The sequence below is a fragment of the Pseudoxanthomonas suwonensis genome (assembly GCF_000972865.1).
GTDB classification, from domain to species: domain Bacteria; phylum Pseudomonadota; class Gammaproteobacteria; order Xanthomonadales; family Xanthomonadaceae; genus Pseudoxanthomonas; species Pseudoxanthomonas suwonensis_B.
The window spans coordinates 267,590-293,533 of record NZ_CP011144.1 but is presented as its reverse complement, the minus strand read 5'-3'; the positions used below and the strand labels follow the sequence as shown (position 1 = coordinate 293,533).

General features: G+C 71.4%; 19 protein-coding genes and 2 tRNA genes. 11 read left to right on the top strand and 10 right to left on the bottom strand.

Translation table 11 applies throughout. The features are described 5' to 3' along the window. Nucleotides 1-65: 65 nt before the first annotated feature. The 4 genes from argH to WQ53_RS01215 all read left to right on the top strand — a co-directional run bounded on the left by argH (nucleotide 66) and on the right by WQ53_RS01215 (nucleotide 4,586). Entirely contained in the window at nucleotides 66-1,373 is a 1,308-nt protein-coding gene (gene argH, locus WQ53_RS01230) for an argininosuccinate lyase (protein WP_052629637.1), read from the top strand. Between the two features lie 168 nt (nucleotides 1,374-1,541). Next, the gene (locus WQ53_RS01225) at nucleotides 1,542-1,814 is read left to right on the top strand and encodes a YciI family protein (RefSeq protein ID WP_052629636.1); all 273 of its coding nucleotides are present in this window, start codon (nucleotides 1,542-1,544) and stop codon (nucleotides 1,812-1,814) included. A gap of 4 nt (nucleotides 1,815-1,818) precedes the next feature. Next, the gene (gene proB, locus WQ53_RS01220; protein ID WP_052629635.1) at nucleotides 1,819-2,967 is read left to right on the top strand and encodes a glutamate 5-kinase; all 1,149 of its coding nucleotides are present in this window, start codon (nucleotides 1,819-1,821) and stop codon (nucleotides 2,965-2,967) included. A gap of 338 nt (nucleotides 2,968-3,305) precedes the next feature. After that, on the top strand, nucleotides 3,306-4,586 hold the full coding sequence (locus tag WQ53_RS01215) for a glutamate-5-semialdehyde dehydrogenase (protein ID WP_052629634.1): 1,281 nt from the start codon (nucleotides 3,306-3,308) through the stop codon (nucleotides 4,584-4,586). A 186-nt stretch (nucleotides 4,587-4,772) separates the two neighbouring features. Here the strand turns inward: WQ53_RS01215 and WQ53_RS01210 are convergent, their stop codons facing one another. From WQ53_RS01210 to amaB, 9 genes are all read right to left on the bottom strand, one after another. Further along, nucleotides 4,773-6,029, bottom strand: a complete 1,257-nt coding sequence (locus tag WQ53_RS01210; protein WP_052629633.1) for a CynX/NimT family MFS transporter — start codon at nucleotides 6,027-6,029, stop codon at nucleotides 4,773-4,775. A 101-nt stretch (nucleotides 6,030-6,130) separates the two neighbouring features. Further along, nucleotides 6,131-6,207: transfer RNA gene (locus WQ53_RS01205), tRNA-Pro, on the bottom strand. A gap of 848 nt (nucleotides 6,208-7,055) precedes the next feature. After that, entirely contained in the window at nucleotides 7,056-7,967 is a 912-nt protein-coding gene (locus tag WQ53_RS01200) for a DMT family transporter (protein ID WP_052629632.1), read from the bottom strand. A 43-nt stretch (nucleotides 7,968-8,010) separates the two neighbouring features. Continuing rightward, nucleotides 8,011-9,051 carry a UDP-N-acetylmuramate dehydrogenase gene (gene murB / locus WQ53_RS01195; RefSeq protein ID WP_052629631.1) on the bottom strand — a complete coding sequence of 347 codons (1,041 nt, stop codon included), beginning with the start codon at nucleotides 9,049-9,051 and terminating at the stop codon, nucleotides 8,011-8,013. Nucleotides 9,052-9,091: 40 nt separating this feature from the next. Beyond that, complete coding sequence (locus WQ53_RS01190; RefSeq protein ID WP_052629630.1) at nucleotides 9,092-10,147, bottom strand: quinone-dependent dihydroorotate dehydrogenase; 1,056 nt, start codon at nucleotides 10,145-10,147, stop codon at nucleotides 9,092-9,094. 14 nt (nucleotides 10,148-10,161) lie between these two features. Then, complete coding sequence (locus tag WQ53_RS01185) at nucleotides 10,162-10,443, bottom strand: DUF4190 domain-containing protein (RefSeq protein ID WP_052629629.1); 282 nt, start codon at nucleotides 10,441-10,443, stop codon at nucleotides 10,162-10,164. Nucleotides 10,444-10,577: 134 nt separating this feature from the next. Beyond that, complete coding sequence (locus WQ53_RS01180; RefSeq protein ID WP_052629628.1) at nucleotides 10,578-11,318, bottom strand: metallophosphoesterase family protein; 741 nt, start codon at nucleotides 11,316-11,318, stop codon at nucleotides 10,578-10,580. Between the two features lie 12 nt (nucleotides 11,319-11,330). Beyond that, entirely contained in the window at nucleotides 11,331-12,113 is a 783-nt protein-coding gene (locus WQ53_RS01175) for a class I SAM-dependent methyltransferase (RefSeq protein ID WP_052629627.1), read from the bottom strand. A gap of 295 nt (nucleotides 12,114-12,408) precedes the next feature. Further along, nucleotides 12,409-13,941, bottom strand: a complete 1,533-nt coding sequence (gene amaB / locus WQ53_RS01170; protein WP_052629626.1) for an L-piperidine-6-carboxylate dehydrogenase — start codon at nucleotides 13,939-13,941, stop codon at nucleotides 12,409-12,411. A gap of 166 nt (nucleotides 13,942-14,107) precedes the next feature. On the opposite strand from amaB, the gene WQ53_RS01165 reads away from it, so the two are divergent. From WQ53_RS01165 to WQ53_RS01140, 6 genes are all read left to right on the top strand, one after another. Next, nucleotides 14,108-14,184: transfer RNA gene (locus WQ53_RS01165), tRNA-Arg, on the top strand. 433 nt (nucleotides 14,185-14,617) lie between these two features. Beyond that, a complete protein-coding gene (thrA, locus tag WQ53_RS01160) occupies nucleotides 14,618-17,146 on the top strand; it encodes a bifunctional aspartate kinase/homoserine dehydrogenase I (RefSeq protein WP_052629625.1) in 2,529 nt (842 codons plus the stop codon). Nucleotides 17,147-17,178: 32 nt separating this feature from the next. After that, nucleotides 17,179-18,114, top strand: a complete 936-nt coding sequence (locus WQ53_RS01155) for a homoserine kinase (protein WP_162488664.1) — start codon at nucleotides 17,179-17,181, stop codon at nucleotides 18,112-18,114. A 136-nt stretch (nucleotides 18,115-18,250) separates the two neighbouring features. Beyond that, the gene (gene thrC, locus WQ53_RS01150) at nucleotides 18,251-19,540 is read left to right on the top strand and encodes a threonine synthase (protein WP_052629623.1); all 1,290 of its coding nucleotides are present in this window, start codon (nucleotides 18,251-18,253) and stop codon (nucleotides 19,538-19,540) included. A 373-nt stretch (nucleotides 19,541-19,913) separates the two neighbouring features. Continuing rightward, a complete protein-coding gene (locus WQ53_RS01145) occupies nucleotides 19,914-20,993 on the top strand; it encodes a L,D-transpeptidase (RefSeq protein WP_052629622.1) in 1,080 nt (359 codons plus the stop codon). Nucleotides 20,994-21,044: 51 nt separating this feature from the next. After that, nucleotides 21,045-21,851 (top strand): murein L,D-transpeptidase catalytic domain family protein, encoded by an 807-nt coding sequence (locus tag WQ53_RS01140; protein ID WP_052629621.1) that lies wholly within the window; start codon nucleotides 21,045-21,047, stop codon nucleotides 21,849-21,851. 262 nt (nucleotides 21,852-22,113) lie between these two features. Here the strand turns inward: WQ53_RS01140 and WQ53_RS01135 are convergent, their stop codons facing one another. Beyond that, complete coding sequence (locus WQ53_RS01135) at nucleotides 22,114-23,517, bottom strand: GntP family permease (protein WP_052629620.1); 1,404 nt, start codon at nucleotides 23,515-23,517, stop codon at nucleotides 22,114-22,116. A 169-nt stretch (nucleotides 23,518-23,686) separates the two neighbouring features. Here WQ53_RS01135 and WQ53_RS01130 point away from each other — a divergent pair, with 169 nt between their 5' ends. Beyond that, nucleotides 23,687-25,942 carry a TonB-dependent receptor gene (locus tag WQ53_RS01130; RefSeq protein WP_052629619.1) on the top strand — a complete coding sequence of 752 codons (2,256 nt, stop codon included), beginning with the start codon at nucleotides 23,687-23,689 and terminating at the stop codon, nucleotides 25,940-25,942. Nucleotides 25,943-25,944 lie beyond the last annotated feature (2 nt).

Genomic DNA, 25,944 nt, shown 5'->3' with positions numbered 1-25,944 from the left:
GTCCCGAGGGGAGAAGGAAGAGCAGTAGCGAGAAGCTGAAAAAGCCCGTCTTCTTGGAGTCACCAATGGCAGACCTGTTGTGGCAAAAACCCGGCGTGGCCGTGGACGCGCAGATCCAGCGCTTCCTCGCCGGCGACGACGTGCTCCTGGACCGCGAGTTCTTCCTCTACGACATCGCCGCCAGCAAGGCGCACGCCGAGGGCCTGCAGCGCATCGGCATCCTGTCCGAGGGCGAACTGGCCGGCCTGCTGCGCGAGCTGGACCTGCTGGCCGACGACTTCCGCTCCGGCGCCTTCGTCCTGGACGAGTCCTACGAGGACGGCCACTCGGCGATCGAGGCACGGCTGACCCAGCGCCTGGGTGACGCCGGCCGCAAGATCCACACCGGCCGCAGCCGCAACGACCAGATCCTGGTCGCGACCCGGCTGTGGCTGAAGCAGAAGCTGGCGCGCGTGGCGCAGCTCTCGCGCGAGATCGCCAAGGTCGCGCTGGACCGTGCGCAGGCCGAGGGGCCGCTGCCGGTGCCCGGCTACACCCACATCCAGCGCGCCGTGGTGTCCTCGGCCGGCATGTGGTGGGCCGGCTGGGCCGAAGCCTTCATCGACGACGCGGTCCGCGCCGCCGACACGCTGAAGCTGGTCGACGCCAACCCGCTGGGCACCGCCGCCGGCTACGGGGTCAACCTGAAGCTGGACCGCGGGCACACCACTGCCGCGCTCGATTTCGCGCGGATGCAGGTCAGCCCGGTCTACGCGCAGCTGTCGCGCGGCAAGTTCGAGATGGCCGCGCTGGAAGCGCTGGGCAGCGCCACCCTGGACCTGCGCCGCATCGCCTGGGACCTGTCGCTGTTCACCAGCGCCGAGTTCGGCTTCGTCGCGCTGCCGGCGCAGTACACCACCGGCAGTTCGATCATGCCGAACAAGCGCAATCCGGATGTGATCGAGCTGATGCGCGCCACCCACGCCAGCGTCGCTGCCGCGCGCACCGAGATCGAGCAGCTGCTGTCGCTGCCGTCGGGTTACCACCGCGACCTGCAGGCGTCCAAGGGCGCGATCTTCCACGGCTTCGGCCGCGGCCTGGCCGCGCTGGAACTGCTGCCGGCGCTGCTGGCCAACCTGGAGTGGCGCGAGGACCGGCTGCGCGCTGCGATCGACTCGGGCATGTACGCCACCGACGTCGCGGTCGAGGCGGCCGCGGCCGGGGTGCCGTTCCGCGAGGCGTACCAGGCCGCCGCGGCCGGCGCGGACACCGCCGGGCAGGGCCGCACGCCGGAGGGCAGCCTGGAAGCGCGGGTCTCGCCGGGCGCAGCGGCCGACCTGCGCTTGGATGAATTGCGGGCGCGCTGGGAGGCTTTGGCCGAATACCCGCAATAACCCTCAAGAACCGTCGTTCCCGCGCAGGCGGGAACCCAGAGACTTACGCTCTACCCGTACGAAAGTCACTGGGTCCCCGCCTACGCGGGGATGACGATCCTGATCGGAATGGGTGGATCTCGTGCTCCGGCCGGACCGGGGCGCAACCAAAGGCAGGAACGCATCGTCATGACGTATTACCTTGTCCTTGCAATGCGTAGGCCGGAATTCGACGAGGCCGTGGTCGCCCCGCACCTGGCCTGGCTCGACGACCTGCGCGCCCGCGGGCTGCTGGCCCTGACCGGCGGCTTCGGCGACCGCAGCGGCGGCGCCTACGTGCTGGAGAACGTCGCCAGCCTGGCCGAGGCGCAGGCGCTCGTCGCCACCGATCCGCTGGCCGTCACCGGCAGTTCCGACCTGACCGTCCACGAATGGAACGTCCGCGACTGGAGCGCACGCTGAGCGCATGAACGCCGAACCCGCCGCAACGCAGAACATCCAGGTCCTGCCGTCGTGGCGGCGGGCAGTGCTCAAGGTCGGCAGCAGCCTGCTCGCCGCCGATGGCGGCGGCCTGTCGCCGCGCTTCGCCCTGGGCCTGGCCCAGTTCGTCTCCGCCAGCCTGGCCGCCGGGCGCGAGGTGGTGATCGTCTCCTCCGGCGCGGTCGCCGCCGGCCGCGCGATCCTGCCCAGGGCCGAGGAGGCCGGTGCGGCGATGGCCGCACGGCAGGCGCTGGCCGCGCTCGGCCAGGCGCAGCTGATCGGCCTGTGGCAGCGCTTCTTCGAGCGCCCGGTGGCGCAGGTGCTGCTGACCCACGACGACCTGCGCAACCGCCGCCGCTACCTCAACGCCCGCGCCACCCTCAACGAGCTGCTGCGGCTGGGCGCGCTGCCGGTGGTCAACGAGAACGACACCGTGTCGGTGGACGAGCTCAAGCTCGGCGACAACGACAACCTCGCTGCGATCGTCGCCGCGCTGATCGACGCCGACGTGCTGTTCATCGCCACCGACATCGACGGCCTGTACGACGCCAACCCGCGCACGAATCCTGCTGCGAAGCTGCTGCCGGAAGTGGCCGAGCTGACCCCGGAGGTGTTCGCCATGGCCGGCGGCAGCGACAACGCCATGGGCACCGGCGGCATGCGCACGAAACTGGAAGCGGCGGCCAAGGCCGGCGCTGCCGGCATCGACACGGTGCTGTTCAACGGTCGCCGCGCCGAGGTGCTGCGCGAGCTGGCCCACGACCGCCTGCAGGGCACCCGGATCCGCGCCGCGCGCAGCCGGATCGCCGCGCGCAAGTACTGGCTGCGGCATGCGCCGGTGGAGCCGGGCGCGATCCTGGTCGACGCAGGCGCGGCCGCGGCGCTGGCGGGGAAGGGTGCCTCGCTGCTGCCGGGCGGGGTGGTCGGTGCCGAGGGCGACTTCCGCCGCGGCGACATGATCGAGGTGGTACTGCGCGACGGCGACGGCGAGCACCGCGTCGCCCGCGGCATCAGCCAGTACTCGGCGCTCGACGTACGCCGCATCGCGCGCCGCCACTCGCGCGACATCGAGTCGATCCTGGGCTACAACTACGGCGGCAACGTGATCCACCGCGACGACCTGGTGCTGCTGTGACTCCAGTCGTTGCGCCATCGGTTGCCGACGCAACTTGTAGCAGCCGGGTTCAGCCGGCGACACGGGCGTCGGAATCGCGCCATGATGTGGCGTGTTGCCCAAGGTAGAAGAATGCGCCACCGCGCGCAGCGAAGTTGAATGATCCGTGCGGTTCTTCTGTAGGAGCTGGCTTCAGCCGGCGACACGGGCGTCGGAACCATGAGGGAGTCGCCTGTGCCGACGGCGTCGTGTCGCCGGCTGAACCCGGCTCCTACAGCAGCAACGGCGCGGCGTCGTACGACGTCTTCCGCCTGAGGCGACCAGACCCCCGGCCCGGCCGGGAACGCGAGGAACCGGAAATGACCGAAGTCGGCGGTACGGCCAGTGGAATCAGGGACCAGGCGCTGCGCTGCCGCGCCGCCGCGCAGGCGCTGGCACAGCTGGACACCGCGGCCAAGGACGCGCTGCTGCGGGCGATGGCGCAGGCGCTGGAGGACGACGCCGACGCCATCCTCGCCGCCAACGCGCGCGACCTGGAGGCAGCGCGGGCCAAGGGCATCGCCGGGGCCATGCTCGACCGCCTGGCCCTGGACGGCAAGCGCCTGTCCGGCATCGCCGACGCGCTGCGCGAGGTCGCCGCGCTGCCGGACCCGGTCGGCCAGGTGACCCGGCGCGAAACCCGTCCCAACGGCATCCGCGTCGAGCGCGTGCGCGTGCCGCTGGGCGTCATCGCCATGATCTACGAGGCCCGTCCCAACGTGACCGCCGACGCGGCGGCGCTGTGCATCAAGGCCGGCAACGGCGTGATCCTGCGTGGTGGCTCGGAGGCGATCCATTCCAACACCGCGATCGCCGCGGCGCTGCAGCGCGCCCTGCGCGAGGCCGGCCTGGACGAGGCGGTGCTGACCCTGGTCGCCGACCTGCGCCGCGAGACCATGCTCGAGCTGCTGCAGCTCACCGATATCGTCGACCTGGCCATCCCGCGCGGTGGCGAGGGCCTTATCCGCTTCGTCGCCGAGCACGCGCGGGTGCCGGTGATCAAGCACTACAAGGGCGTGTGCCACCTGTACGTGGACCGCGCCGCCGACCTGGAGTTGGCGCTGCGCCTGCTGCTGGACGGCAAGGCCTCGCGCCCAGGCGTGTGCAACGCGCTGGAGACGCTGCTGGTGCACGCCGACGTGGCCGCGGCGTTCCTGCCGCAGGCCGCCGCGGCACTGCGCGCCCGTGGTGTGGAGGTCCGCGGCGACGAGGCCACGTGCGCGCTCGTGGCCGATGCGAAGCCGGCGACGGAGGACGATTACGCCGCCGAGTTCCTCGACCTGATCATCGCCGTGCGCGTGGTCCCGGACCTGGACGCGGCCATCGACCATGTCCGCCGCTACACCTCCGACCACACCGAGGTGATCGCCAGCGGCGACGAGGCCGCGGCGCGGCGCTTCGTCGACTCGCTGCGCTCGGCGGTGGTGATGGTCAATGCTTCCTCGCGCTTCTCCGACGGCGGCGAGCTGGGTCTGGGCGCGGAGATCGGCATCTCCACCACGCGCCTGCATTCCTACGGGCCGATGGGCCTGGAGGCGCTGACCGTGGAGCGTTTCGTGGTCCGCGGCGACGGCCAGGTACGCCACCCCGACCTGCTGTGACGCCCGCCCGGCGTCGCACCTTCCTGTAGGAGCCGGGTTCAGCCGGCGACACGACGCCGTCGGCGCAGGCGACTCCCCCATGGTTCCGACGCCCGTGTCGCCCACTGAAGTGGGCTCCTACAGTTGAGAGCACGGCTTGCAGCGCCGCCTGCATGGACGGCATCGCGTCGCAGGCAAGCCCGACGCCTACCAGCGCTCCTCGAGCAACCCCGGCCGGCACGCCAGCCAGGCCCCGGCCAGCATCACGCCCACGCACAGCACCAGGAACGCGAACGGCAGTCCCCAGCCGTGGCTGCGCTCGTGCAGCCAGCCGAACAGCAGCGGGCCCAGGCAGCTCAGGCCGTAGCCCACGCCCTGCGCGAAGCCGGACAGGGCCGCCGACGCGGCCGGCGTGCGCGTGCGCAGGTTGACCAGGGTCAGCGCCAGCGGGAAGGTGCTCGGGCCCAGCCCCAGCAGCGCCACCCACAGCAGCGGCGCGGCCATCGGCGCCCACAGCAGGCCGGCGAAGGCGGACAGGTGGCACACCGCGCAGAACAGCGCGATCGGCAGCGGATTGCGCATGCGCGCGGCCAGTGTCGGCATCGCCAGTGCGCCGACCAGGCCCAGCGCGGAGAACAGCGCCAGCATCGTGCCGCCGAAGGCCGGGCTGGCCCCGGCCTCGACCAGCAGCTTCGGCAGCCAGGTGAACATGGCGTAGGTCACCAGCGAGGTCATGCCGAACATCAGCGCCAGGCCCCAGCCCAGGCCCGTGCGCCAGACCCTTCCGCGCGGCGGCGGCGCGGCCAGTTCCGGGGCCTCGTCGCCCGGCCGCACCGCGCGGTCGTGCAGCCGCGCCAGTTCGCTGCCGGCGCGGCGCTCGATCCGCAGCACGCCCAGCCAGGGCAGGATCGCGGCCGCCGCCAGCAGGGTCCACACACCCATCGAGATCCGCCAGCCGGCGGCATCGGCCAACGGCACGGCCAGCAGCGCCGGCAGGATCGTGCCGACCTGCAACACGGTGATGTACAGGCTGCTGACCGGCCCGACCCGGTCCGGGAAATAGCGCTTGACCAGCGGCGGCAGGATCACGTTGCCGATGCCCATGCCGGCCAGGGCCACGGTCGAGGCGACCAGCAGGCCGCCGGTGCCGCCGGTCAGCGAGCGCCAAAGCAGGCCGGCGGCGGCCAGTGCCATCGACAGCACGGCGGTGCGCTCCAGCCCGAGGCGATGGGCCAGCCGCGGGGTGCCGACGCCGGCCACCGCGAAGGCGGCGGTGGGAACCATGCCGAGCAGGCCGGCGACGGTCGGGCCGAAGCCGAACTCGGCGCCGAGCACGTCGAGCAGCGGCGTCAGCGAGGTGACCGCGGTGCGCAGGTTGAATGCCGACAGCAGGATGCCGGCCAGGACCAGTGCCCGGCCGGCGAGCGGGGCGGTGGTGTGCTGCGGGGGCGTGCGAGCGGTCATCGGCGGCCGGGGCGGGCGATACGGCCGGGCCTGCGAGGCCCGGAAAAGCAAAAACCGGCGCGAGGCCGGTCTGCGTGCCATACCGCATGGCGTTGGATCAATGGTCGGGGAGACAGGATTCGAACCTGCGACCTCTACGTCCCGAACGTAGCGCTCTACCAGCCTGAGCTACACCCCGACAAGGCCGCGCATGATACTGGATCGGTCGCGTCGAGGGCAAGGATTCGGGTGGTTTTTTGCTTCCTCGCCGATCCGGGGCGCTGGGTCCGCGCTGCGACTGCAACGGCAGCGGCAAGAGCGATTGGGGTGGTCGGCTTCGGGCTGAGCCGTGGCAGGCCGGGTGTGTTGCGGTCGGCTCGACGGCACATCCATGTGCCGACTCGCCGAAGCGGCCATCCATGGCCGCTGCCGCAACACACCCGGCCTGCCACGTCTTCGGGAGCGCCCGGGGCGTGGCTGCGTTCCAGTGCCGGGAGGAAACAGCCGTCGTCGCGCTGTTCTGTAGGAGCCGGGCTTGCCCGCGATCCGACACCGTTGGCCCAGGCGACGCCCTCGCAATCCCGACGCCCGTGTCGCCGACTGAAGTCAGCTCCTACAGAAAAGCGGCCGCGCCGTGGCTGTTGTAGGAGCCGGGTTCAGCCGGCGACCCGACGCCGTCGGCACAAACGATGCCCTTGTGGTTCCGACGCCCGTGTCGCCAGCAAGCTGTGCTCCTACAGAAGGCAGCGCCGTCGCAGGCCTTGCTCCCTCGCTTTCGCCGCAGACGAAGGGGAAGGTTGAGGGATGCCTTTGTCTTTAGTTATTGCTCTTCTGATCGAAGCCACGACCGTCATACCCCGATGGGACGGCGGCCCCGGCCAAAGCGACGCTTTTGCCTCACAGGAGGGCCACTCATACCGAAGACGGCGTCCCCCGTCTCGCGATGGCAGCCGCCTTCCACCCAGGAACCGGGCCGCCTTCCCGTGGAGTCCGGCGACGAACCCGTTTTCCGGTCCGCGGCCTTCTCGCCGCGCAGGCCTGCGTCGGCTATTCGCCCGGCTTGGCCGCCGCGCTGGCGCCCTCGGAGGAGGCGCGGCGGGCCAGGGTTGCTTCGCGGTGGGCGATGTAGGCGTTGGCGCCCAGGATCACCGCCGCGCCGACCACGGTCCAGCGGTCCAGCGTCTCGTCGAACAGCAGCCAGCCGAACAGGACCACGAGCGGCAACTGCATGAAGCTGATCGGGGTCAGCGCCGAGACCTCGCCCAGCTTGAGCGCGCGCGTCCACAGCATGTGTCCGGCCGTGCCGCATACGCCGGCGGCCACCACCCACAGCCAGACGATGCCCTGCGGCCACTGCCACACGCCCAGCGCCGGCAGCAGCGACATCGGCACCCACAGCAGGGTGGTCCAGATGACGATGCGGTCGGCCGGCTCGGTGGCCGACAGCTGCTTGATCTGGATCGCGACGATGCTCGACAGCAGCGCCGCCAGCAGCGCCACCAGCGTACCCATGCTGAACTCGGCGCTGCCCGGGCGCACGATCAGCAGCACGCCGACGAAGCCCAGCGCCACCGCCAGCCAGCGCCGCGCGCGCACCTGTTCGCCGAGCAGCGCGGCCGCGGCGATGGTCACGAACAGCGGCGTGGAATACGACAGCGACACCGCCTGCGCCAGCGGCAGGTGGCCGATCGCCCAGAAGCCGGCCAGCATCGAGCAGATCCCGACCAGGCAGCGGAACAGGTAACGCGGGAACTGGGTGGTGCGCAGGAACCCCGGCCCGTGGCGCAGCAGCAGCGGCAGCGCCGCCAGCAGGCCGAAAAAGTTGCGGAAGAAGGCGATCTCGAAGGTGTGCAGGTGCGCCGAGGCCAGGCGGATCACCACCGCCATCAGCCCGAACATCACCGTGCTGCCGAGCATCAGCCGCGCCGCGCGCCAGTGGGTGGAATGGGTGGAGGTCATGCCAGCATCGTGCGCGTCCGCGCGGGGATCGGTGGAGTCGCGTTCACCAGCCCGCGCCGACGATGCGCGGCTCCGGTTCCAGCGCCACGCCGAAGCGCTCGCGCACCGAGCCGGCGATCCGGCGCGCCAGTTCCAGCAGATGCAGGCCGCTGGCATCGCCATGGTTGACCAGCACCAGCGCGTGCGCGGCCGAGACCCCGGCGTCGCCTTCGCGCGTGCCCTTCCAGCCGCAGGCGTCGATCAGCCAGGCGGCCGACAGCTTGCGCGTGCCGTCGCCGTCGCCGGGGAACGCCGGCAGGCGCGGATTCGCGTCCTGCAGCGCCTGCGCCTGCGCGGCCGGCACGATCGGGTTCTTGAAGAAGCTGCCGGCGTTGCCGACCACGGCCGGGTCGGGCAGCTTGCGCCGGCGGATGCGGATCACCGCCTCGGCCACGTCGCGCGCGGCCGGCGTGGCCACGCCCATGGCCGCCAGTTCCTCGCCGATGCCGGCATAGTCCAGGCGCGGCGCCGCGCCGCGCGGCAGTTCCAGTTCCACCGCGGTGACGATCCAGCGCTCGGGCTGGCGCTTGAACGCACTGTCGCGGTAGCCGAAGGCGCAGCCGGCGCGGTCCAGCCGCAGCATGCGCGCGGCGTCGCGGTCCCAGGCCTCCACCGCGACGATGCGTTCGCCGATTTCCACGCCGTAGGCGCCGATGTTCTGGATCGGTGCGGCGCCGACGCTGCCGGGGATCAGTGCCAGGTTCTCCAGTCCGCACAGCCCCTGGTCCAGGCTCCACATCACCAGGCCGTGCCAGTCGGCGCCGGCCTCGGCGCGCACGATCGCACGGTCGCCGCGGTCCCCGATGATGGCCATGCCGCACGCGCGCAGCGCCACCACCACGCCCGGGGCGTCGCCGGCGAACAGCAGGTTGCTGCCGCCGCCCAGCATCAGCAGCGGCAGGCCACGGACCTGTTCCAGGTCCAGCGCTTCGGCCAGCGAGCCGGGGTCGTTGACTTCCAGCAGCCACGGCGCGCGCGCGGGAACCCGGAAGGTGTTGCGGGCGGAGAGGTCGGCGTCGTGCAGCAGGCGGAACAGTGCGGTCATGCCGGCGCGTTCACTGGCGGCATGTGCGATGCAGGCTCTTTCATTCGGCGTTGGCCGTGCCGCGGCTGGGCGATTCCTTGCGCCGGCGCATCGCGTCGACGCACTCGCCGATCAGCTCCGGGCCGCGGTAGACCAGGCCGGTGTAGCACTGCACCAGGCTGGCGCCGGCGGCCATCTTGGCCACCGCGTCGGCGCCGGAGAGGATGCCGCCGACACCGACCAGCGGGATCGATTCGGGCAGGCGCGTGCGCAGCCGGCGCAGCACCAGCGTGGCCTGGCCCATCAGCGGCGCGCCGGACAGGCCGCCGGCCTCCCTGGCATGGCGATGGCCGTGCACCGCGGTGCGGGCGACGGTGGTGTTGGTCGCCACCACGCCGTCCACGGCCAGGTCCGACAGCACACGCGCGGCGGCGTCGATGTCCGCGTCGCTCAGGTCAGGGGCGACCTTGACCAGTACCGGCACGCGCTTGCCGTGCCGCGCGGCCAGGCGCTCCTGCGCCTCGCGCAGGGTGCCGACCAGGCGGCGCAGCGCCTGTTCCTCCTGCAGTTCGCGCAGGCCGGCGGTGTTGGGCGAGGAGATGTTGACGGTGATGTAGTCGGCCAGCGGGTAGACCCGCTCCAGGCAGTGCAGGTAGTCGCTGGCGGCGTCCTCGTTGGGCGTGTCCTTGTTCTTGCCGATGTTGATGCCGAGCAGGCCGTCCTTGCGCTGCGCGCGTTCCACGTTGCGCACCAGTGCATCGACACCGGCGTTGTTGAAGCCGAGCCGGTTGATCAGCGCCTCGTCGCCGACCAGCCGGAACATGCGCGGCCTGGGGTTGCCCGGCTGCGCGCGCGGGGTGACCGTGCCGACCTCGATGAAGCCGAAGCCCAGCGCCAGCAGCGCGTCGATGTGCTCGCCGTTCTTGTCCAGGCCGGCGGCCAGGCCGACCGGATTGGGGAAGACCAGGCCCAGCAGCTTGGTCGGCAGCGGCACGCGCGGGCGCGCCAGCAGGCCGATGCCGCCGCTGCGCCAGGCCAGGTCCAGCGCCCCCAGGCCCAGTCCGTGGGCGCGTTCGGCATCCAGGGTGAACAGGAGCGGGCGTGCGAGGGAATACATCGCCGGTGCGTTCCTCAGGCGTTGATCGCGGCCAGCCAGGCGATGCCGCCCAGGAACGCGAACACGACCACGATCGCGACCAGGATCAGCGCCATCGACACCCAGCCCAGCACCAGCCCGGCGACCGCCAGGCCGTCGCCGTCGAGCTGCCCGTTGGCGGCGCGGATCTCGCCGCGCGCCATGTGCCCGGTGATGATCGCCACGAGCGCGCCGAGGAAGGGCAGCAGGGTCCAGCCGAGGATGCCCGATACCAGGCTGGCGATGGCGAGGGAACTGGTCTGGCGGATCTGGCTCATGGAGGAGAAGTCCTGTCGGGGGGCAGGCGGGTGCGGCGGCGGACGCGGAGCGGCCACGGGGGAATGGCGGGTCCGGCGGGCGGTGATTATCCCAGAACGCGGCGCCGGCCGCGTGGCGTGCAGCGTGTCCCGGGTCACGGCATCCGGCCGTGGCGCAGGGCATGGGCCCAGTCGGCGCGGCCGAGCGTGGCCGCGCGCGCAGCCGCCTCGGCGTGCGGGTACGGGACCGCCAGCAACTGCGCGTGCCACTGTCCGCCGCGCCGTTCCAGCAGGGCGTAGCGCGCGTCGGGCGAGCCGGTCTCGGCCCGGTGCGGCACCGGCCATTCGGTGGCGAAGGCCGGCAGGCCGACGCTGCCGGGATTGCAGGCCAGCCGGCCGTCGGCCAGGCGCAGCGCGCGCGGGGTGTGCGAATGCCCGCACAGCACCAGGCCGGCGCCGGCGGCGGCCGGATGCGCGAGGCGCGCGGCCACGCTGGCTGCGTCGGCAGGGCCCAGCACCGGTGCGGTGATCTGGTCGAGCAGGTAGTCGAGGTCGCTGTCCGGGGTGCCGTGGCACAGCAGCACGTCGTCGATGCGCAGCCGCGGCGGCAGCGCACGCACCCAGTCCAGCTGCGCCGGCGCCAGCGCGTGCCGCGCGTGCGCGTCGGACGGGGCGAGCGTGGCCGGTTCGCCGAGCAGTTGGCGTTCGTGGTTGCCGGCGATGGTCGGCAGCGCCAGCGGGAGCAGCCGTTCCAGCGTCTCGCGCGGCCACAGCGGTCCGGAGACGATGTCGCCGAGGTTGACGACCCGGTCGCAGCCGCGGCGCCGGATGTCGGCCAGCACCGCGTCCAGCGCGGGCAGGTTGCCGTGGATGTCGGAGAGGGCGGCGATGCGCATGGCGGCTGCGCGTCAGTCCGGCACGCCGACGAAGATGCGGGTGTCGTAGTCGAAGTCGACCTGGCCCTCCATGGCGGTCGCCTCGAACAGGTGCTCCAGCGCCTGGAGCATCGGCGCGTGCCGCGGGTGGCCGGCGCGCGGCGTGTACGAGGACGACAGCAGGCGCCCGCGCAGTGCCTCGAAGTCCAGACGCTGCGAGTGCGGGAAGCGCGCCATCCCGCGCAGGCCGTCGCCGAACCAGCGGCGCATGTGGTCGTCGTCGCCGTAGCGCTCGGAGACGCTGGAGTAGTCCAGGCCGTAGTCCAGCAGCAGGCGCTCGTAGCCTTCCAGGAACGGCGTGCCGGCCAGCCGCCGCGAGTTCCAGTAGACCGCGACCCGGCCCGGCGTTCCATCGGGGCGCTGGCGCAGGATGCGGCGCCATTCCGGCTTGACCGCCTGCTGGTCGAACCAGTGGAAGGCCTGCGCCGCGCAGACCAGGTCGACGCTCGCATCGGACAGCGTGGTCGCCTCGGCGCGGCCGTCGACGACGCTGAAGCGCGGGTTTGCGCCCAGCCATGTGGCCGCCGCCTCGCGCATCGCCGCGTTCGGCTCGACCGCGACCACCTCGTGGCCGGCATCGAGGAACAGCCTGGAGGAGATGCCGGTGCCGGCGCCGATGTCGGCCACCCGCCAGTCCGGCCCGATGCCGTGTTCGCGCCGCAGCCAGTCCAGCAGCGCCGGCGGATAGTCGGGCCGGTAGCGGACGTAATCGGCGACGCGGTCGCTGAAGCGTTCGGTCGGCGAGAGGTCGCTCATGGTCGCTTGGTCGCCATGGATGGCTCGGTGGACGGACGGCCAGGGTAGGGCCGGACGCGTTCGTCCGTTGTCATCGAACGATCACCGCTTGCTGCGCATTTCTCCAATTCCCGTCATGCCCGCGTAGGCGGGAAACGTTCCTCAGCAGCCGGATGGCTGATCATCCAGCGACTTGGCACTGCCCGCAGTCCTGCAAGATCAAAGTCGCTGGGCCCCCGCCTACGCGGGGGCGACGGGAATTGGAGTCGCTATTGTGGTTGGTCGATGCGCAGCCCAAGGCGAACGCCCCGCGCCGTCACAAATCGAACTTGATCCCCTGCGCCAGCGGCAACGAATCCGAGTAATTGATCGTGTTGGTCTGCCGGCGCATGTACACCTTCCATGCGTCCGAGCCGGACTCGCGGCCGCCGCCGGTGTCCTTCTCGCCGCCGAAGGCGCCGCCGATCTCCGCGCCGGAGGTGCCGATGTTGACGTTGGCGATGCCGCAATCGCTGCCGGCCGCCGACAGGAAGCGCTCGGCCGCCTTCAGGTTCTGGGTGAAGATCGAGGACGACAGGCCCTGCGGCACGCCGTTCTGCATCTCGATCGCCTCGTCCAGGGTCGAGTACTTCATCACGTACAGGATCGGGGCAAAGGTCTCGTGCTGGACGACCTCGTCGCTGTTCTTCAGCCCGGTGACGATGGTCGGCAGGACGAAGTGGCCGGCGCGGTCCAGCGCAGTGCCGCCGGTTTCCACCTTGCCGCCGGCGGCCTTGGCCTTCTCGACCGTGGCCAGGAACTGCTCGACCGCGCCGCGGCTGTTGAGCGGGCCCATCAGGTTGGCCGTGTCCTGCGGATCGCCGATCTTGCCCTCGACCTGCTGGTAGGCCTTGACAAGGGTCGCCAGCACGTCGTCATAAATCGATTCGTGCACGATCAGTCTGCGGGTGGTGGTGCAGCGCTGGCCGGCGGTCCCGACCGCGCCGAACACGATGCCGGGGATGGCCAGCTTCAGGTCCGCGCTCTCGTCGAGGATGATCGCGTTGTTGCCGCCCAGCTCCAGCAGGCAGCGGCCAAGGCGCCGGGCGACCTTCACCGCGACCTCGCGGCCGACCTGGGTCGAACCGGTGAAGCTGATCAGCGGGATGCGCCGGTCATCGACCAGCTTCTCGGCCAGCGCGGTGCCGGCGTCGTTCACCAGGAAGAAGATGTCAGGGAAGCCGCCTTCCTTCAGCGCCTCGTTGCAGATCTTCATCGAGGCGATGGCGGTGAGCGGGGTCTTGTTCGATGGCTTCCACAGGCACACGTCGCCGCAGATCGCGGCCAGGAACGAGTTCCATGCCCACACCGCGACCGGGAAGTTGAACGCGCTGATGATGCCGACCAGGCCCAGCGGCTGGTACTGCTCGTACATGCGGTGGCCGGGCCGCTCCGAATGCATGGTGTAGCCGTAGAGCATGCGGCTCTGGCCCACCGCGAAGTCGGCGATGTCGATCATCTCCTGCACTTCGCCGTCGCCCTCGGCCTTGCTCTTGCCCATCTCCAGCGCCACCAGCGAGCCGAGCGCGTCCTTGTTCCGGCGCAGCGCATCGCCGCACAGGCGGATGGCCTCGCCGCGGCGCGGCGCCGGCACCGTGCGCCAGTCCTTGAACGCCGCCTGGGCGCGGGCGATCACCGCCTCGTAGTCGGCCTCGGTGGTGGCCTGGACCTCGGCGATGACCTCGCCGGTGGTCGGGTTGGCCGGGCGCAGCACGCCGGCGCCGCTGGCGCCGGACCAGCGGCCATCGCCGAGGTAGGTGCCGGAATTGGTGGCGCCAAGGCCCAGGGCCTGGAGCAGGGATGCGGACATGGAATCTCCTGGAAACGGGGCGGGCGCGTGGCCCGGAGTCGCGCCGCGGGTGGGGGACGGCGGCGTCTCGATGCGTGCGGCGATTCTAGCAAAGGGGTGCCTCGGCCCTGCCGGCGACGCATCGGCATTGGACGTACAGGGGCGCCGTGCGACAATCCGCGGCCGTGGCCCCGTAGCTCAGCTGGATAGAGCGGTCCCCTCCTAAGGGACAGGTCGTGCGTTCGAATCGCGCCGGGGTCACCATCCTTCCTTCTTCATGCACGATCGCGCAGGCCCGTATTGCGCGTCGCTCCCGGGCCGCGCGCGCCCTGCAACCGGATGCGGCGCGCGTCGGGGATTGCCGCCGCGCCCCTCGGGCCACGCTAACTGTTTCTTCCGCAACGGAAAATTTTCCACGCATGTGGCGCTGCAACACTTGACAGCCCCCCGCGCGGTCGTGTCCTCTTGGTGCCCATGTCGAAGATGAATGCCAGCGCCTCCCGGATTCCGTCCTGCGGACGGTTGCGCGCCCGTGCGTCCATCTTCGGCATCACCACCATTACCGCCACCGGTATTACCCGCCCGGTGCGGTCCGTCGTCTTCGTGTAACCCGCGAAACCACGGCCCCGCACCTGGATCAGGTAGCGGGGCGACCCGCCACCGGATGCGCGCGGGGCCTCCACCACCGAGGTCCTCCATGTCGTCGCACGCCGCAGAAGCCCACGTCCTCCCCGCCGCCGGCGCCGTCGCGCCTGCCCGCACGATCGTGCACAAGTTCGGCGGCACTTCCGTGGCCGATGCGGAGCGCTACCGGCATGTCGCGCGGCTGCTGCTGGCCCGCGACGAGGCGGTGCAGGTCGCCGTGGTCTCGGCGATGAAGGGCGTGACCGACGCGCTGATCGAACTGGCGACGCTGGCGGCGGCCACCCCGGTCGACGCCACCGTGCCGGAATGGCGCGAGCGCTGGCACGAACTGCGCGCGCGGCACCGCGGTGCGGCGGTGGCCCTGCTCGGCGAGCATGCCGGCACCGCGGTGGAGTGGCTGGACCAGCGCTTCGACGAACTGGCCCAGGTGCTGGCCGCGCTGAGCGTGATCGGCGGCCTGCCCGGCGAAGTGCTGCAGCGGGTGCAGGGGCAGGGCGAGGTGTACTCGGCCAAGCTGCTCGGCGAGCACCTGCGCACGCTGGGCGAGGACTGCGCAGTGCTGGACGCGCGCGAGGTGCTGGTGGTCAGCCACGGCGAACTGGGCGTGGACGTGGACTGGGAGCTGAGCGCGCAGCGGCTGCACGAATGGCGCCAGCGCAACCCGCAGGCGCGGGTGGTGGCCACCGGCTTCGTCGCCCGCGACGCGCAGGACCGGATCACCACCCTGGGCCGCAACGGCAGCGACTATTCCGGCGCGATCTTCGCCGCGCTGTTCGATGCCGACGAGCTGCACATCTGGACCGACGTGGACGGCGTGCTCTCGGCCGACCCGCGGGTGGTGCCCGAGGCGGTGCAGCTGGGCTCGCTCAGCTACGACGAGGCCTGCGAGCTGGCCTATTTCGGCGCCAAGGTCGTGCACCCGCAGACCATGGCGCCGGCGATCGAGCGCGGCCTGCCGATCATCATCCGCAACACCTTCCAGCCCGATCATCCCGGCACCCGCATCACCGCCGAGCGCGACTTCACCGGCCCGGTGAAGGGCCTGACCCTGAGCCCGGACCTGGCCCTGGTGAACCTGGAGGGCACTGGCCTGATCGGCGTGCCGGGCACGGCCGAGCGCGTGTTCGCCGCGCTGCGCAACGCCAAGGTCTCGGTGGTGATGATCTCGCAGGGCTCGTCGGAGCATTCGATCTGCTGCGTGGTCAGGCAGGGGGACGCCGACCGCGCCCAGGCGGCGCTGGTCAACGCCTTCGCCCATGAGCTGACCGTCGGCCAGGTGCAGCGGGTGCAGCAGGTGCCGGGGATCAGCGTGCTGGCCGCGGTCGGCGACGGCATGGCCGGGCAGCCGGGCGTGGCCGCGCGCCTGTTCGAGTCGCTCGGCCGTGCGCAGGTCAACATCCGCGCCATCGCCCAGGGCTCGTCCGAGCGCAACATCTCGGTGGCGATCGACAGCGACCACGCCACCCGCGCATTGCGGGCGGCGCATGCCGGCTTCTGGCTGTCGCCGCAGACCTTCGCGGTGGGCGTGATCGGCCCGGGCAACGTCGGCGCGACCCTGCTGGACCAGTTGCTGGCCGCGCGCGGCGGGCTGCTGGAGCGCACCCACCTGGACCTGCGCCTGCGCGCGATCGCCTCGCGCGGCCGCCAGCTGCTCGACCCGCGCGGGATCGAGGGCGACTGGCGCAGCCGCTTCCAGGCCGCCACCGAGCCGGCCGACCTGGACCGCTTCACTGCGCACCTGCTCGACTCGCACCTGCCGCACGTGGCGATCGTCGACTGCAGCGCCAGCCCCGAGGTGGCCGACCGCTACCCGCAGTGGCTGGCCGCCGGCATCCACGTGGTCACCCCGAACAAGCAGGCCGGCGCCGGCCCGCTGCCGCGCTACGCCGCGATCCGCGAGGCGGCCGCGGCCAGCGGCGCGCGCTTCCGCTACGAGGCCACGGTCGGCGCCGGCCTGCCGGTGATCTCCACGCTGCGCGACCTGCTCGACACCGGCGACGCGGTGGTCTCGATCGAGGGCATCTTCTCCGGCACCCTGGCCTGGCTGTTCAACAAGTACGACGGCAGCGTGCCGTTCTCGCAGCTGGTGGCCGAGGCGCGCGCGCTGGGCTACACCGAGCCGGATCCGCGCGACGACCTGTCCGGCACCGACGTGGCGCGCAAGCTGGTGATCCTGGCGCGCGAGGCCGGGCGCGAACTGAGCCTGGAGGACGTGGAGGTCGAGAGCCTGGTGCCCGAGGTGCTGCGCCAGGCCAGCGTCGAGGACTTCATGGCGCGGCTGCACGAGGTCGACGCCGGCTTCGCCGCGCGGCTGGCCGCGGCGCAGGGGGCGGGCAGAGTGCTGCGCTACGTCGCCCGGCTCGATGCCGATGGCCGCGCCAGCGTCGGCCTGGTCGAGCTGCCGCACGAGCACGCCTTCGCCAACCTGCGCCTGACCGACAACATCGTCCAGTTCACCACCCGCCGCTACTGCGACAACCCGCTGATCGTGCAGGGCCCGGGCGCGGGGCCGGAGGTGACCGCCGCCGGCGTGTTCGCCGACCTGCTGCGGGTGGCGGCCGGTCGGGGAGCGCGCCTGTGAGCGAGGCGCACGCGGCGAACAGCGCGCCGGCACTGGCTACCGCTGCGGCGCAGCGCCAGGCCACGGCGTTCTCGCCGGCGTCGGTGGGCAACGTGGCGGTCGGCTTCGACATCCTCGGCCATCCGCTGGCCGGGGTCGGCGATACGGTCACCGCGCGGCGCATTCCCGAACCGCAAGTGCGGATCGCCGCGATCCGTGGCGCGCCGTTCCCGCTGCCGCTGGAGGCGGCGCGCAACACCGCAGGCGCCGCGCTGCTGGCGCTGCGCGAGGCGCTGGCGCTGCCGTACGGGTTCGAGATCGAGATCGACAAGGGCATCGCCCTGGGCTCGGGCATGGGCGGTTCGGCCGCCTCCTGCGTGGCCGCACTGGTGGCGGCCAATGCGCTGCTGGACGCGCCGCTGCCGCGGCAGGCGCTGTATCCGTTCGCGCTGTCGGGCGAGGTGGTGGCCAGTGGCGGCCGCCATGGCGACAACCTCGGGCCGATGCTGCTGGGCGGGCTGGTGCTGGCCACCGCCGACCGGCTGGTGCGGATCCCGGTGCCGGAGGCCTGGCACAGCCTGCTGGTGCATCCGGAGGCGGTGCTGGAGACGCGCCGCGCGCGCGAGGCGCTGGCCGGCGGCTACGAGTTGAAGGACTTCGTGGCGCAGAGCGCGAACCTGGCGCTGGTGCTGGCCGGCTGCCATGCCGGCGACGCCGCGCTGGTTCGCGCCGGCCTGCGCGACGTGTTGGTGGAGCCGCGCCGCGCGCCGCTGATCGCCGGCTTCGACGCGGCCAAGGCCGCGGCGCTGGACGCGGGGGCGATGGGCGCGAGCATCTCCGGCGCCGGGCCGAGCGTGTTCGCCTGGTTCGAATCGCGCGAGCGCGCGCAGGCCGCGGCGCCGGCGGTGCAGGCGGCGTTCGCCGAGGCCGGGTTCGAGAGCCAGGCCTGGGTGTCGCCGGTCGACAGCCCGGGGGCGGTGCTGCTGTAGGACACGACAAGGCCGTCGTCCCCGCGCAGGCGGGGACCCAGCGACTTGCAGGCAGTTGCAAGAAGCGAAAGTCGCTGGGTTCCCGCCTACGCGGGAACGACGATGGATCCACCACCATCGGATGCACGGACCCGCAATGAACTTCGTTTCCACCCGCAACAGCGCACCCGCCGCTAGCCTCAGCGCCGCCATCGCCGCCGGACTGGCGCCGGACGGCGGCCTGTACGTGCCGGCGAAACTGCCTGCCGGCCGCGACCTGCAGCCCGGCGACAGCCTCGCCGCGACGACCACGACATTGCTGGCGCCGTTCTTCGAGGGCGACGCGCTGGCACCGGAGCTGGCCGCGATCTGCGCCGAGGCCCTCGACTTCCCGGTGCCGCTCAAGCCGCTGGCCACCCCGGGCGACCACGTGCTCGAGTTGTTCCACGGCCCGACCGCGGCGTTCAAGGACGTCGGCGCGCGCTTCCTCGCCGCCAGCCTGGCGCGGATCCGCCACGGCGAGGACCGGCCGCTGACCATCCTGGTCGCGACTTCCGGCGACACCGGCGCGGCGGTCGCGGCCGCCTTCCACGGCCAGCCGGGCCTGCGGGTGGTGGTGCTGTACCCGGACGGGCGCGTGTCGCCGCGGCAGGCGCACCAGCTGGGCTGCTTCGGCGGCAACGTGTCCGCGCTGCGGGTGGCCGGCTCGTTCGACGACTGTCAGGCGCTGGTCAAGCGCGCGCTGGGCGATGCGCAGCTGCAGGCGCAGGTCCCGCTGAGTTCGGCCAACAGCATCAGCCTGGGCCGGCTGCTGCCGCAGATGAGCTACTACGCGCATGCCGCGCTCGCGCACCGCGCCGCGACCGGGCGGGAACTGGATTTCGTCGTCCCCACCGGCAACCTAGGCAACGCGCTGGCCGCGATCCTGGCGCGCGCGCAGGGCGTGCCGCTCGGCCGCATCGTGCTGGCGACCAATGCCAACCGGGTGCTGCCGGAGTACTTCGCCGGCGACGCCTGGCTGCCGCGCGCCAGCGTCGCCACCCTGGCCAATGCGATGGATGTCGGCGCGCCGAGCAACTTCGAGCGGCTGCGCTGGCTGTACGCCGGCGACGACGCGGCGCTGCGCACGGCGTTCACCGCGGTGTCGGTGGACGACGCCACCATCCGTGCCACCATCCGCGCGCGCTGGGAACGCCATGGGGAGGTGTTCTGTCCGCACACCGCCACCGCGGTGCACGTACTGGACACGCTGCGCGCCGAGGGCATCGATGGCGACTGGGCGGTGGCGGCGACCGCGCACCCGGCCAAGTTCGAGTCGGTGGTCGAACCACTGGTCGGGCACGCGGTCGAAGTGCCGCCGGCGCTGGCCGAACTGCTGGCGCGCCCGGCGCATGCCGAGCCGGTGCCGCCGGAATACGACGTATTGCGCGCGCACCTGCTGGGCTGAGCGGCGTTGCCGGCCCGAGCAGTATCCGCACCGGCAGCCACCTCCGCCCCGTCGTCCCGGCGAACGCCGGGACCTAGCGTCTTTCCGCCCTGCATGTCTGCGTAGCGAAGCTGAAGTCACTGGGTCCTGGCGTGACCAGCCATTCGGCTGTGGTGAAGCGTTTCGCCGGGACGACGGGATATGGGGTCACAGTGTACGTGTTCCCGGACGCTGTGGATACAGCGCGGTTCCGGCACCGGCATCGCAATCGTTCGATGCGGCCACCCCGGCTCGCCGTCCGGCATCGGGTCGACTAGCATCGGCCTCGCACCGTCCCCGCAGCGCGCGAGCGTCGTGCCGCCCGCGCGGGGGAATCTGTCCGAAGGGGGTATGCATGGCGGGATGCAATGGGGAGGCGGTGGACACCGGCCCGTTGCGGCGCGCCCTGCGCGCCTTGGCGGCCGCGCTGCTGCTGGCCGCCACCGCGGCGCTGGCCCAGGACGTCCCGCGCGGGCCGCTGGACCTCAAGCCCGGCGAGTTCCTTTGGCACCCCGAGATCGCCCCGGAGGGGCCGGTGGTGCTGGTGGTCAGCCTCGACGAGCAGCGCGCCTACGTCTACCGCAACGGCATCGCGATCGGCGTGTCCACGATCAGTTCCGGCAAGCCGGGCAAGGAGACGCCGACCGGTGTCTTCACCATCCTGCAGAAGCACAAGGACCACCGCTCCAATCTCTACAACAACGCGCCGATGCCGTACATGCAGCGGCTGACCTGGGATGGCATCGCCCTGCACGGCGGCGCGTTGCCTGGCTACCCGGCCTCGCACGGCTGCGTGCGCCTGCCGCATCCGTTCGCCGAGAAGCTCTACGCGATCACCCGCAACGGCGACACCGTGGTGGTTTCCGACGCGCGTGCCGCGCCGACCACGCTGGTGTATCCGGCGGTGCTGGCGCCGGTCACGGCCAAGGGCCTGCCGCTGGCGGTGCCGGAAGGAGGCGGGGTGGACTACAGCTGGGACGAGGCGGCCGCGCCGGCCGGGCAGGTGGGAGTGGTGGTGAGCCTGGCCGACAAGCGGGTCTACGTACTGCGCGGCGGCGTGCCGATCGGCGATGCGCCGCTGGAGCTGCTGTCGGACGACTTCGCCTTCCATGGCACCACGCTGTTCGTGATGGGCGAGGGCAGCGGCAGCCATCCCAGCCTGCTCGATCCGAGCCGGCCGGCGCACCGCTGGACGGCCTATCCGATCCTGGCCGACGGCGGCGACGGAAGCGGTGCCGGCGCCCCCGGGGTCGACCTGCTGGAGAGGCCGAGCCTGCCGGTGCGGCTGCCGCCGGACTTCGCCCGGCGCCTGTACGATGTGCTGGTCGCGGGCACCACCGTGCTGGTTACCGACCTGCCGGCGATGCGTCCGCTGGACGCTGAACAGCAGCCACAGCCGGTGTTGGAATCGGATGCGGGCGACCCCAGTCCCTGAGTGCGGGTCGGCGGATGCCGGGCCGGCGCCTGTCCATGGAAGTGCCGCTGCATGAAGTCGTTCGTTTCCGCCGCCCGCTGGCTCGCCCTGGCCCCGCTGCTGGTGCCGGCCGCCGGCAATCCGTCCTCGAGTCGTTCGCCGGCGCTGCCTCCGGCGATATCCGCCGCTGCGCCAGCAGCAGACGCCGCCGCCGGCCACGACCTGACCGGGCTGCTCGCGCACGCCGCACCGGCGGCCAGCCGCGAGGTGCTGCAGCTGGCCGCGCGGGCGATGTCGTGCGCGCTGCGCTACCCCGAATTCGGCGTCGACCCGCACCGGCTCGGCGTGATCGACTACTCGCGTCCCTCCACCGAACCGCGGCTGTGGGTGTTCGACCTGGCCGGGCGCAAGCTGCTGTTCGAGGAGTGGGTCGCGCACGGCCGCAACAGCGGCGAGAACCTGACCGAGCGCTTCTCCAACCGCGACGGCAGCTACATGACCAGCCTGGGCGGCTTCACCGCGCAGGAGACCTACATGGGCGGCAACGGCTATTCGCTGCGCCTGCGCGGGCTGGAGCCGGGTTTCAACGACCGCGCGCGCGACCGCGCCATCGTCATCCACGGCGCCCCGTACGTGAATCCGGCGGCGGCGAGGCTGCAGGGGCGCCTGGGCCGCAGCCTGGGCTGCCCGGCGGTGCGCCCGGCGGTGGCGCGGCACCTGATCGACTCGATCCAGGGCGGCACCTTCGTCTTCGCCTACTACCCGGACCGGGAGTGGCTGCAGGGCTCGCGGCTGCTCAGTGGCGACTGCGGCGGTGGCGCGGCGCCGGTGCTGGCCGCAAGCAAAGAGGCGGACGTACCCGGCGGCGCCAGGAACTGACCGGTTCCCCGTACCCATTTTTTTGGCTTTTTGTAGGAGCTGACTTCAGTCGGCGACACGACGCCGCCGGCACAGGCGACGCCCTCGTGATTCCGACGCCCGTGTCGCCGACTGAAGTCAGCTCCTACAAGGAGCAACGGCGTGGCGCCCCCGGCCGTGCACGGCTTTCCACTCGGCAGTCGGTCAACGGTGTCGATGCCGGGAACGAGGCACGCGGCGTGCCCGCAGCCGCACCGCGTACCCGGACGAAACGCCCCGGCCGTCAGACCCAGCCGGTCGCGTAGAACACCGCGATGATGAAGAACACCGCCAGCGTCTTGATGATGGTGATGGCGAAGATGTCCTTGTAGGACGTGCGGTGGGTCAGGCCGGTCACCGCCAGCAGGGTGATGACCGCCCCGTTGTGCGGCAGGGTGTCCATGCCGCCGGAGGCCATCGAGGCCACGCGGTGCAGCACGTCCATCGGGATCCCGTAGGCCTGGGCGTTGGCGATGAAGGTGTCGCCCATCGCCGCCAGGGCGATGCTCAGGCCGCCGGAGGCCGAACCGGTGATGCCGGCCAGCACGGTAATCGACACGGCCTGGTTGACCAGCGGGTTGGGGATCGCGCCGAGCGCGTCGGCGACCAGCAGGAAGCCGGGCAGGGCGGCGATCACCGCGCCGAAGCCGTACTCGGAGGCGGTGTTCATCGACGCCAGCATCGCGCCGTTGACCGCGTTCTTCGTGCCCTCGGCAAAGCTGGCGACCACCGGCTTCCAGGCGAAGGCCAGCACGGTCAGGATGCCGACCAGCAGCGCGCCCTGGACCGCCCAGATCGCCGCCAGTCTGGCCACTTCCTGGACCACCGGCGCCGGGTTGCCGATGGTCGACGGCACGAACTCGTGGGTGGTCCCGTACAGCATCGGGATCCAGCGGGTGAACAGGAAGTTGGAGATGCCCACCAGCAGCAGCGGCAGCACCGCGACCAGGGGATGGGCCAGGCGGTCGCCGCGGAACGGGTCCGGTTCGTTGCGCAGCTCCACGCCGCTGGCGTAGCCGTCGCCGTTGCGCGCGGCCACCCGCCGGCGCCATTCGAGGTACGCCATGCCAAGCACCAGGATGAACACGCCGCCGATCGTGCCCAGCACCGGTGCCGCCCAGGCGGTGGTGCCGAAGAAGGCGGTGGGGATGATGTTCTGGATCTGCGGCGTGCCCGGCAGCGCGTCCATGGTGAAGGTGAACGCGCCCAGGGCGATCGTGCCGGGGATCAGCCGCTTGGGGATGTCGTTCTGGCGGAACAGTTCGGCGGCGAAGGGGTAGACCGCGAACACCACCACGAACAGCGACACGCCGCCGTAGGTCAGCACCGCGCAGACCAGCACGATCGCCAGCATCGCCCGCTTGGCGCCGACCAGCTTGATGGTCGCCGCCACGATCGACTTGGAGAAGCCGGAAATCTCGATCAGCTTGCCGAACACCGCGCCCAGCAGGAACACCGGGAAGTACAGCTTCAGGAAGCCGACCATCCTCTCCATGAACAGGCCGGTGAACATCGGCGCGACCAGCGACGGGTCGGTCAGCAGCACCGCGCCCATCGCCGCCACCGGGGCGAACAGGATCACGCTGTAACCGCGGTAGGCCACGATCATCAGGAACGCCAGCGCCGCCAGCACGATCAACAACGACATCAGCCACCCCGCCCGCCTCCCATGGCGGTCGCGAGGCAGTATCCGCAGCGCCCCCGGGCCGGCCCACTGTACCAACGGACGATGCCGCGGCCCCGGGCGGCCGCCTAAGGTGCGCAGCATTGGCGGCATGTGCCTGCCACAACGTCCTGCACTTGGGAGGAGGGGACTGATGAAGCGCAAGTATCTGAGCCTGGCGATCGGTTGCGTGCTGGTGTCGCCGGCGCTGCCGGCGTGGTCGCAGGAGGAAACGGCGGCCGAGTACCAGAGGGACGTCCGGACCACGCAGCTGGACACCATCACCGTGACCGCGCGCAAGCGCGAGGAAACCCTGCAGGACGTGCCGGTGGCGGTGACCGCCTTCACCGCCGAATCGCTGGACCGGTTGAACGTACGCGACCTGGCCGACCTCGGCGCGCAGGTGCCCAACCTGACCATCTATGCGGCGCGCGGTTCCAACACCACCCTGACCGCCTACATCCGCGGCGTCGGCCAGTCCGACCCGCTGTGGGGCGTGGACCCGGGCGTGGGCCTGTACCTGGACGACGTCTACCTGGCCCGGCCGCAGGGCGCGCTGCTGGACATCGTCGACGTGGAGCGGGTGGAAGTGCTGCGCGGGCCGCAGGGCACGCTGTACGGCAAGAACACCATCGGCGGCGCGATCAAGTACATCACCCGCGGCCTGCCCCGGGAGACCTCAGGCAACGCTTCGGTGACCGTGGGCAACTACAACCAGCTCGACGTGAAGGCGTCGCTCGCCGGGCCGATCGCCGGCGACGAGGCGCTGCGCGCACGCATCTCCGCGGCTAAGCTCAGCCGCGACGGCTTCGGCGAGAACATCCTCACCGGCGACCAGGTCAGTGACAAGGACATCACCGTGGTGCGCGCCCAGCTGGGCGCCTACGTCGACGACGGGACCGACATCCAGTTCTCCATCGACTGGCTGAAGGACGGCTCCGGCGTGCGCGGCGCGCAGATGCTGGAGCTGAACCGGTTCGACCCGCTCCTGACCCCGGGCACCGGTCCGTTCCTGCCCATGGACAGCCGCTATGACGTGCGCAACGGCATGTCCAACCTCAACGAGACCACCCTGAAGGGTGCCTCGATGACGATCAACCACAGCTTCAGCGACGACTGGGCGTTCAAGTACGTGCTGGCCAAGCGCGAGTCGGACACGGTCACCAACATCGACTTCGACACCACGCCGGACCAGATCACCGACGTCAAGGCGTACTACAGCGACGAGCAGGTCAGCAACGAGCTGCAGCTGAACTACGACGGCGGCGGCCGCTTCCGCGGCGTCACCGGCCTGTACTTCTTCACCGGCTCGGCCGGCGGCCAGGTGCTGAACAACTTCTTCAACCTGAGCTTCGGCGACACCCAGGGCACGGTCTACACTGAAAGCGCCGCGTTCTACACCGACTGGACCTTCGACCTCACCGACCGGCTGAAGCTGGACGTGGGCGCGCGCTACACCGACGAGGACAAGCGCGCGGTCGTGCTCAACCGCGCCTACTCCGGCCCGGACTTCACCACGGTGATCGCCACCCCGGCCAACTTCGACAAGACCGTCAACTTCACCAACCTCTCGCCGAAGGTCTCGCTGGACTACCAGCTCAGCCAGGACGTGATGGTCTACGGCCTGTTCTCGCGCGGCTTCAAGTCCGGCGGCTACAACATCCGCGCCAACGCCACCGCGGTGCCGCGCTCGGCCGAGCCGTTCGACGACGAGCAGGTCGACAGCTTCGAGATCGGCTCGAAGATGTCGCTGCTGGACCAGCGGCTGTTCCTGAACCTGTCGGCGTTCCACAACAAGTACGAGGACATCCAGCTGTCGGTGTTCACCGAGCTGCCGGGCGGCGGCTTCTTCGGCGACTTCACCAACGCCGGCCGCGGCACGGTGCAGGGCTTCGAGGCCGAGTACCAGTGGCTGCCCAGCGAACACTGGGCGGTCAGCGGCAACCTGGCCTGGCTCGATGCCAAGTACGACCAGTACAACTTCTACGATCCGTCGATCGGCGCCACGGTCAACATCGCCGACGAGGAAACCTTCACCAATGCCCCGGACTTCTCCGGCGCGATCAACCTGGAGTGGCGCAACGACCTGGCCAACGGCGGCAGGATCTCGGCGCGGGTCGGCTACAGCTACCAGAGCGAGGTGGTGGCCACCACCGAGACCCTGCGCGCCACCACGCCGCCGCTGGCGCCGTTCGGGCGCCCGGCGATCTCGCAGGACGGCTACGGCCTGGTCAATGCCGGCGTGATCTGGAACGTCAACGACGCCTGGACGCTCTCGCTGCAGGGCACCAACCTGGCCGACAAGGAGTACCTGACTACCGGCTACAACCTGAACCAGGCGGTGGGCGTGTACACCGGCTTCTATGGCCCGCCGCGCCAGTACAGCCTGACCGCGCGCTACGACTTCTGACG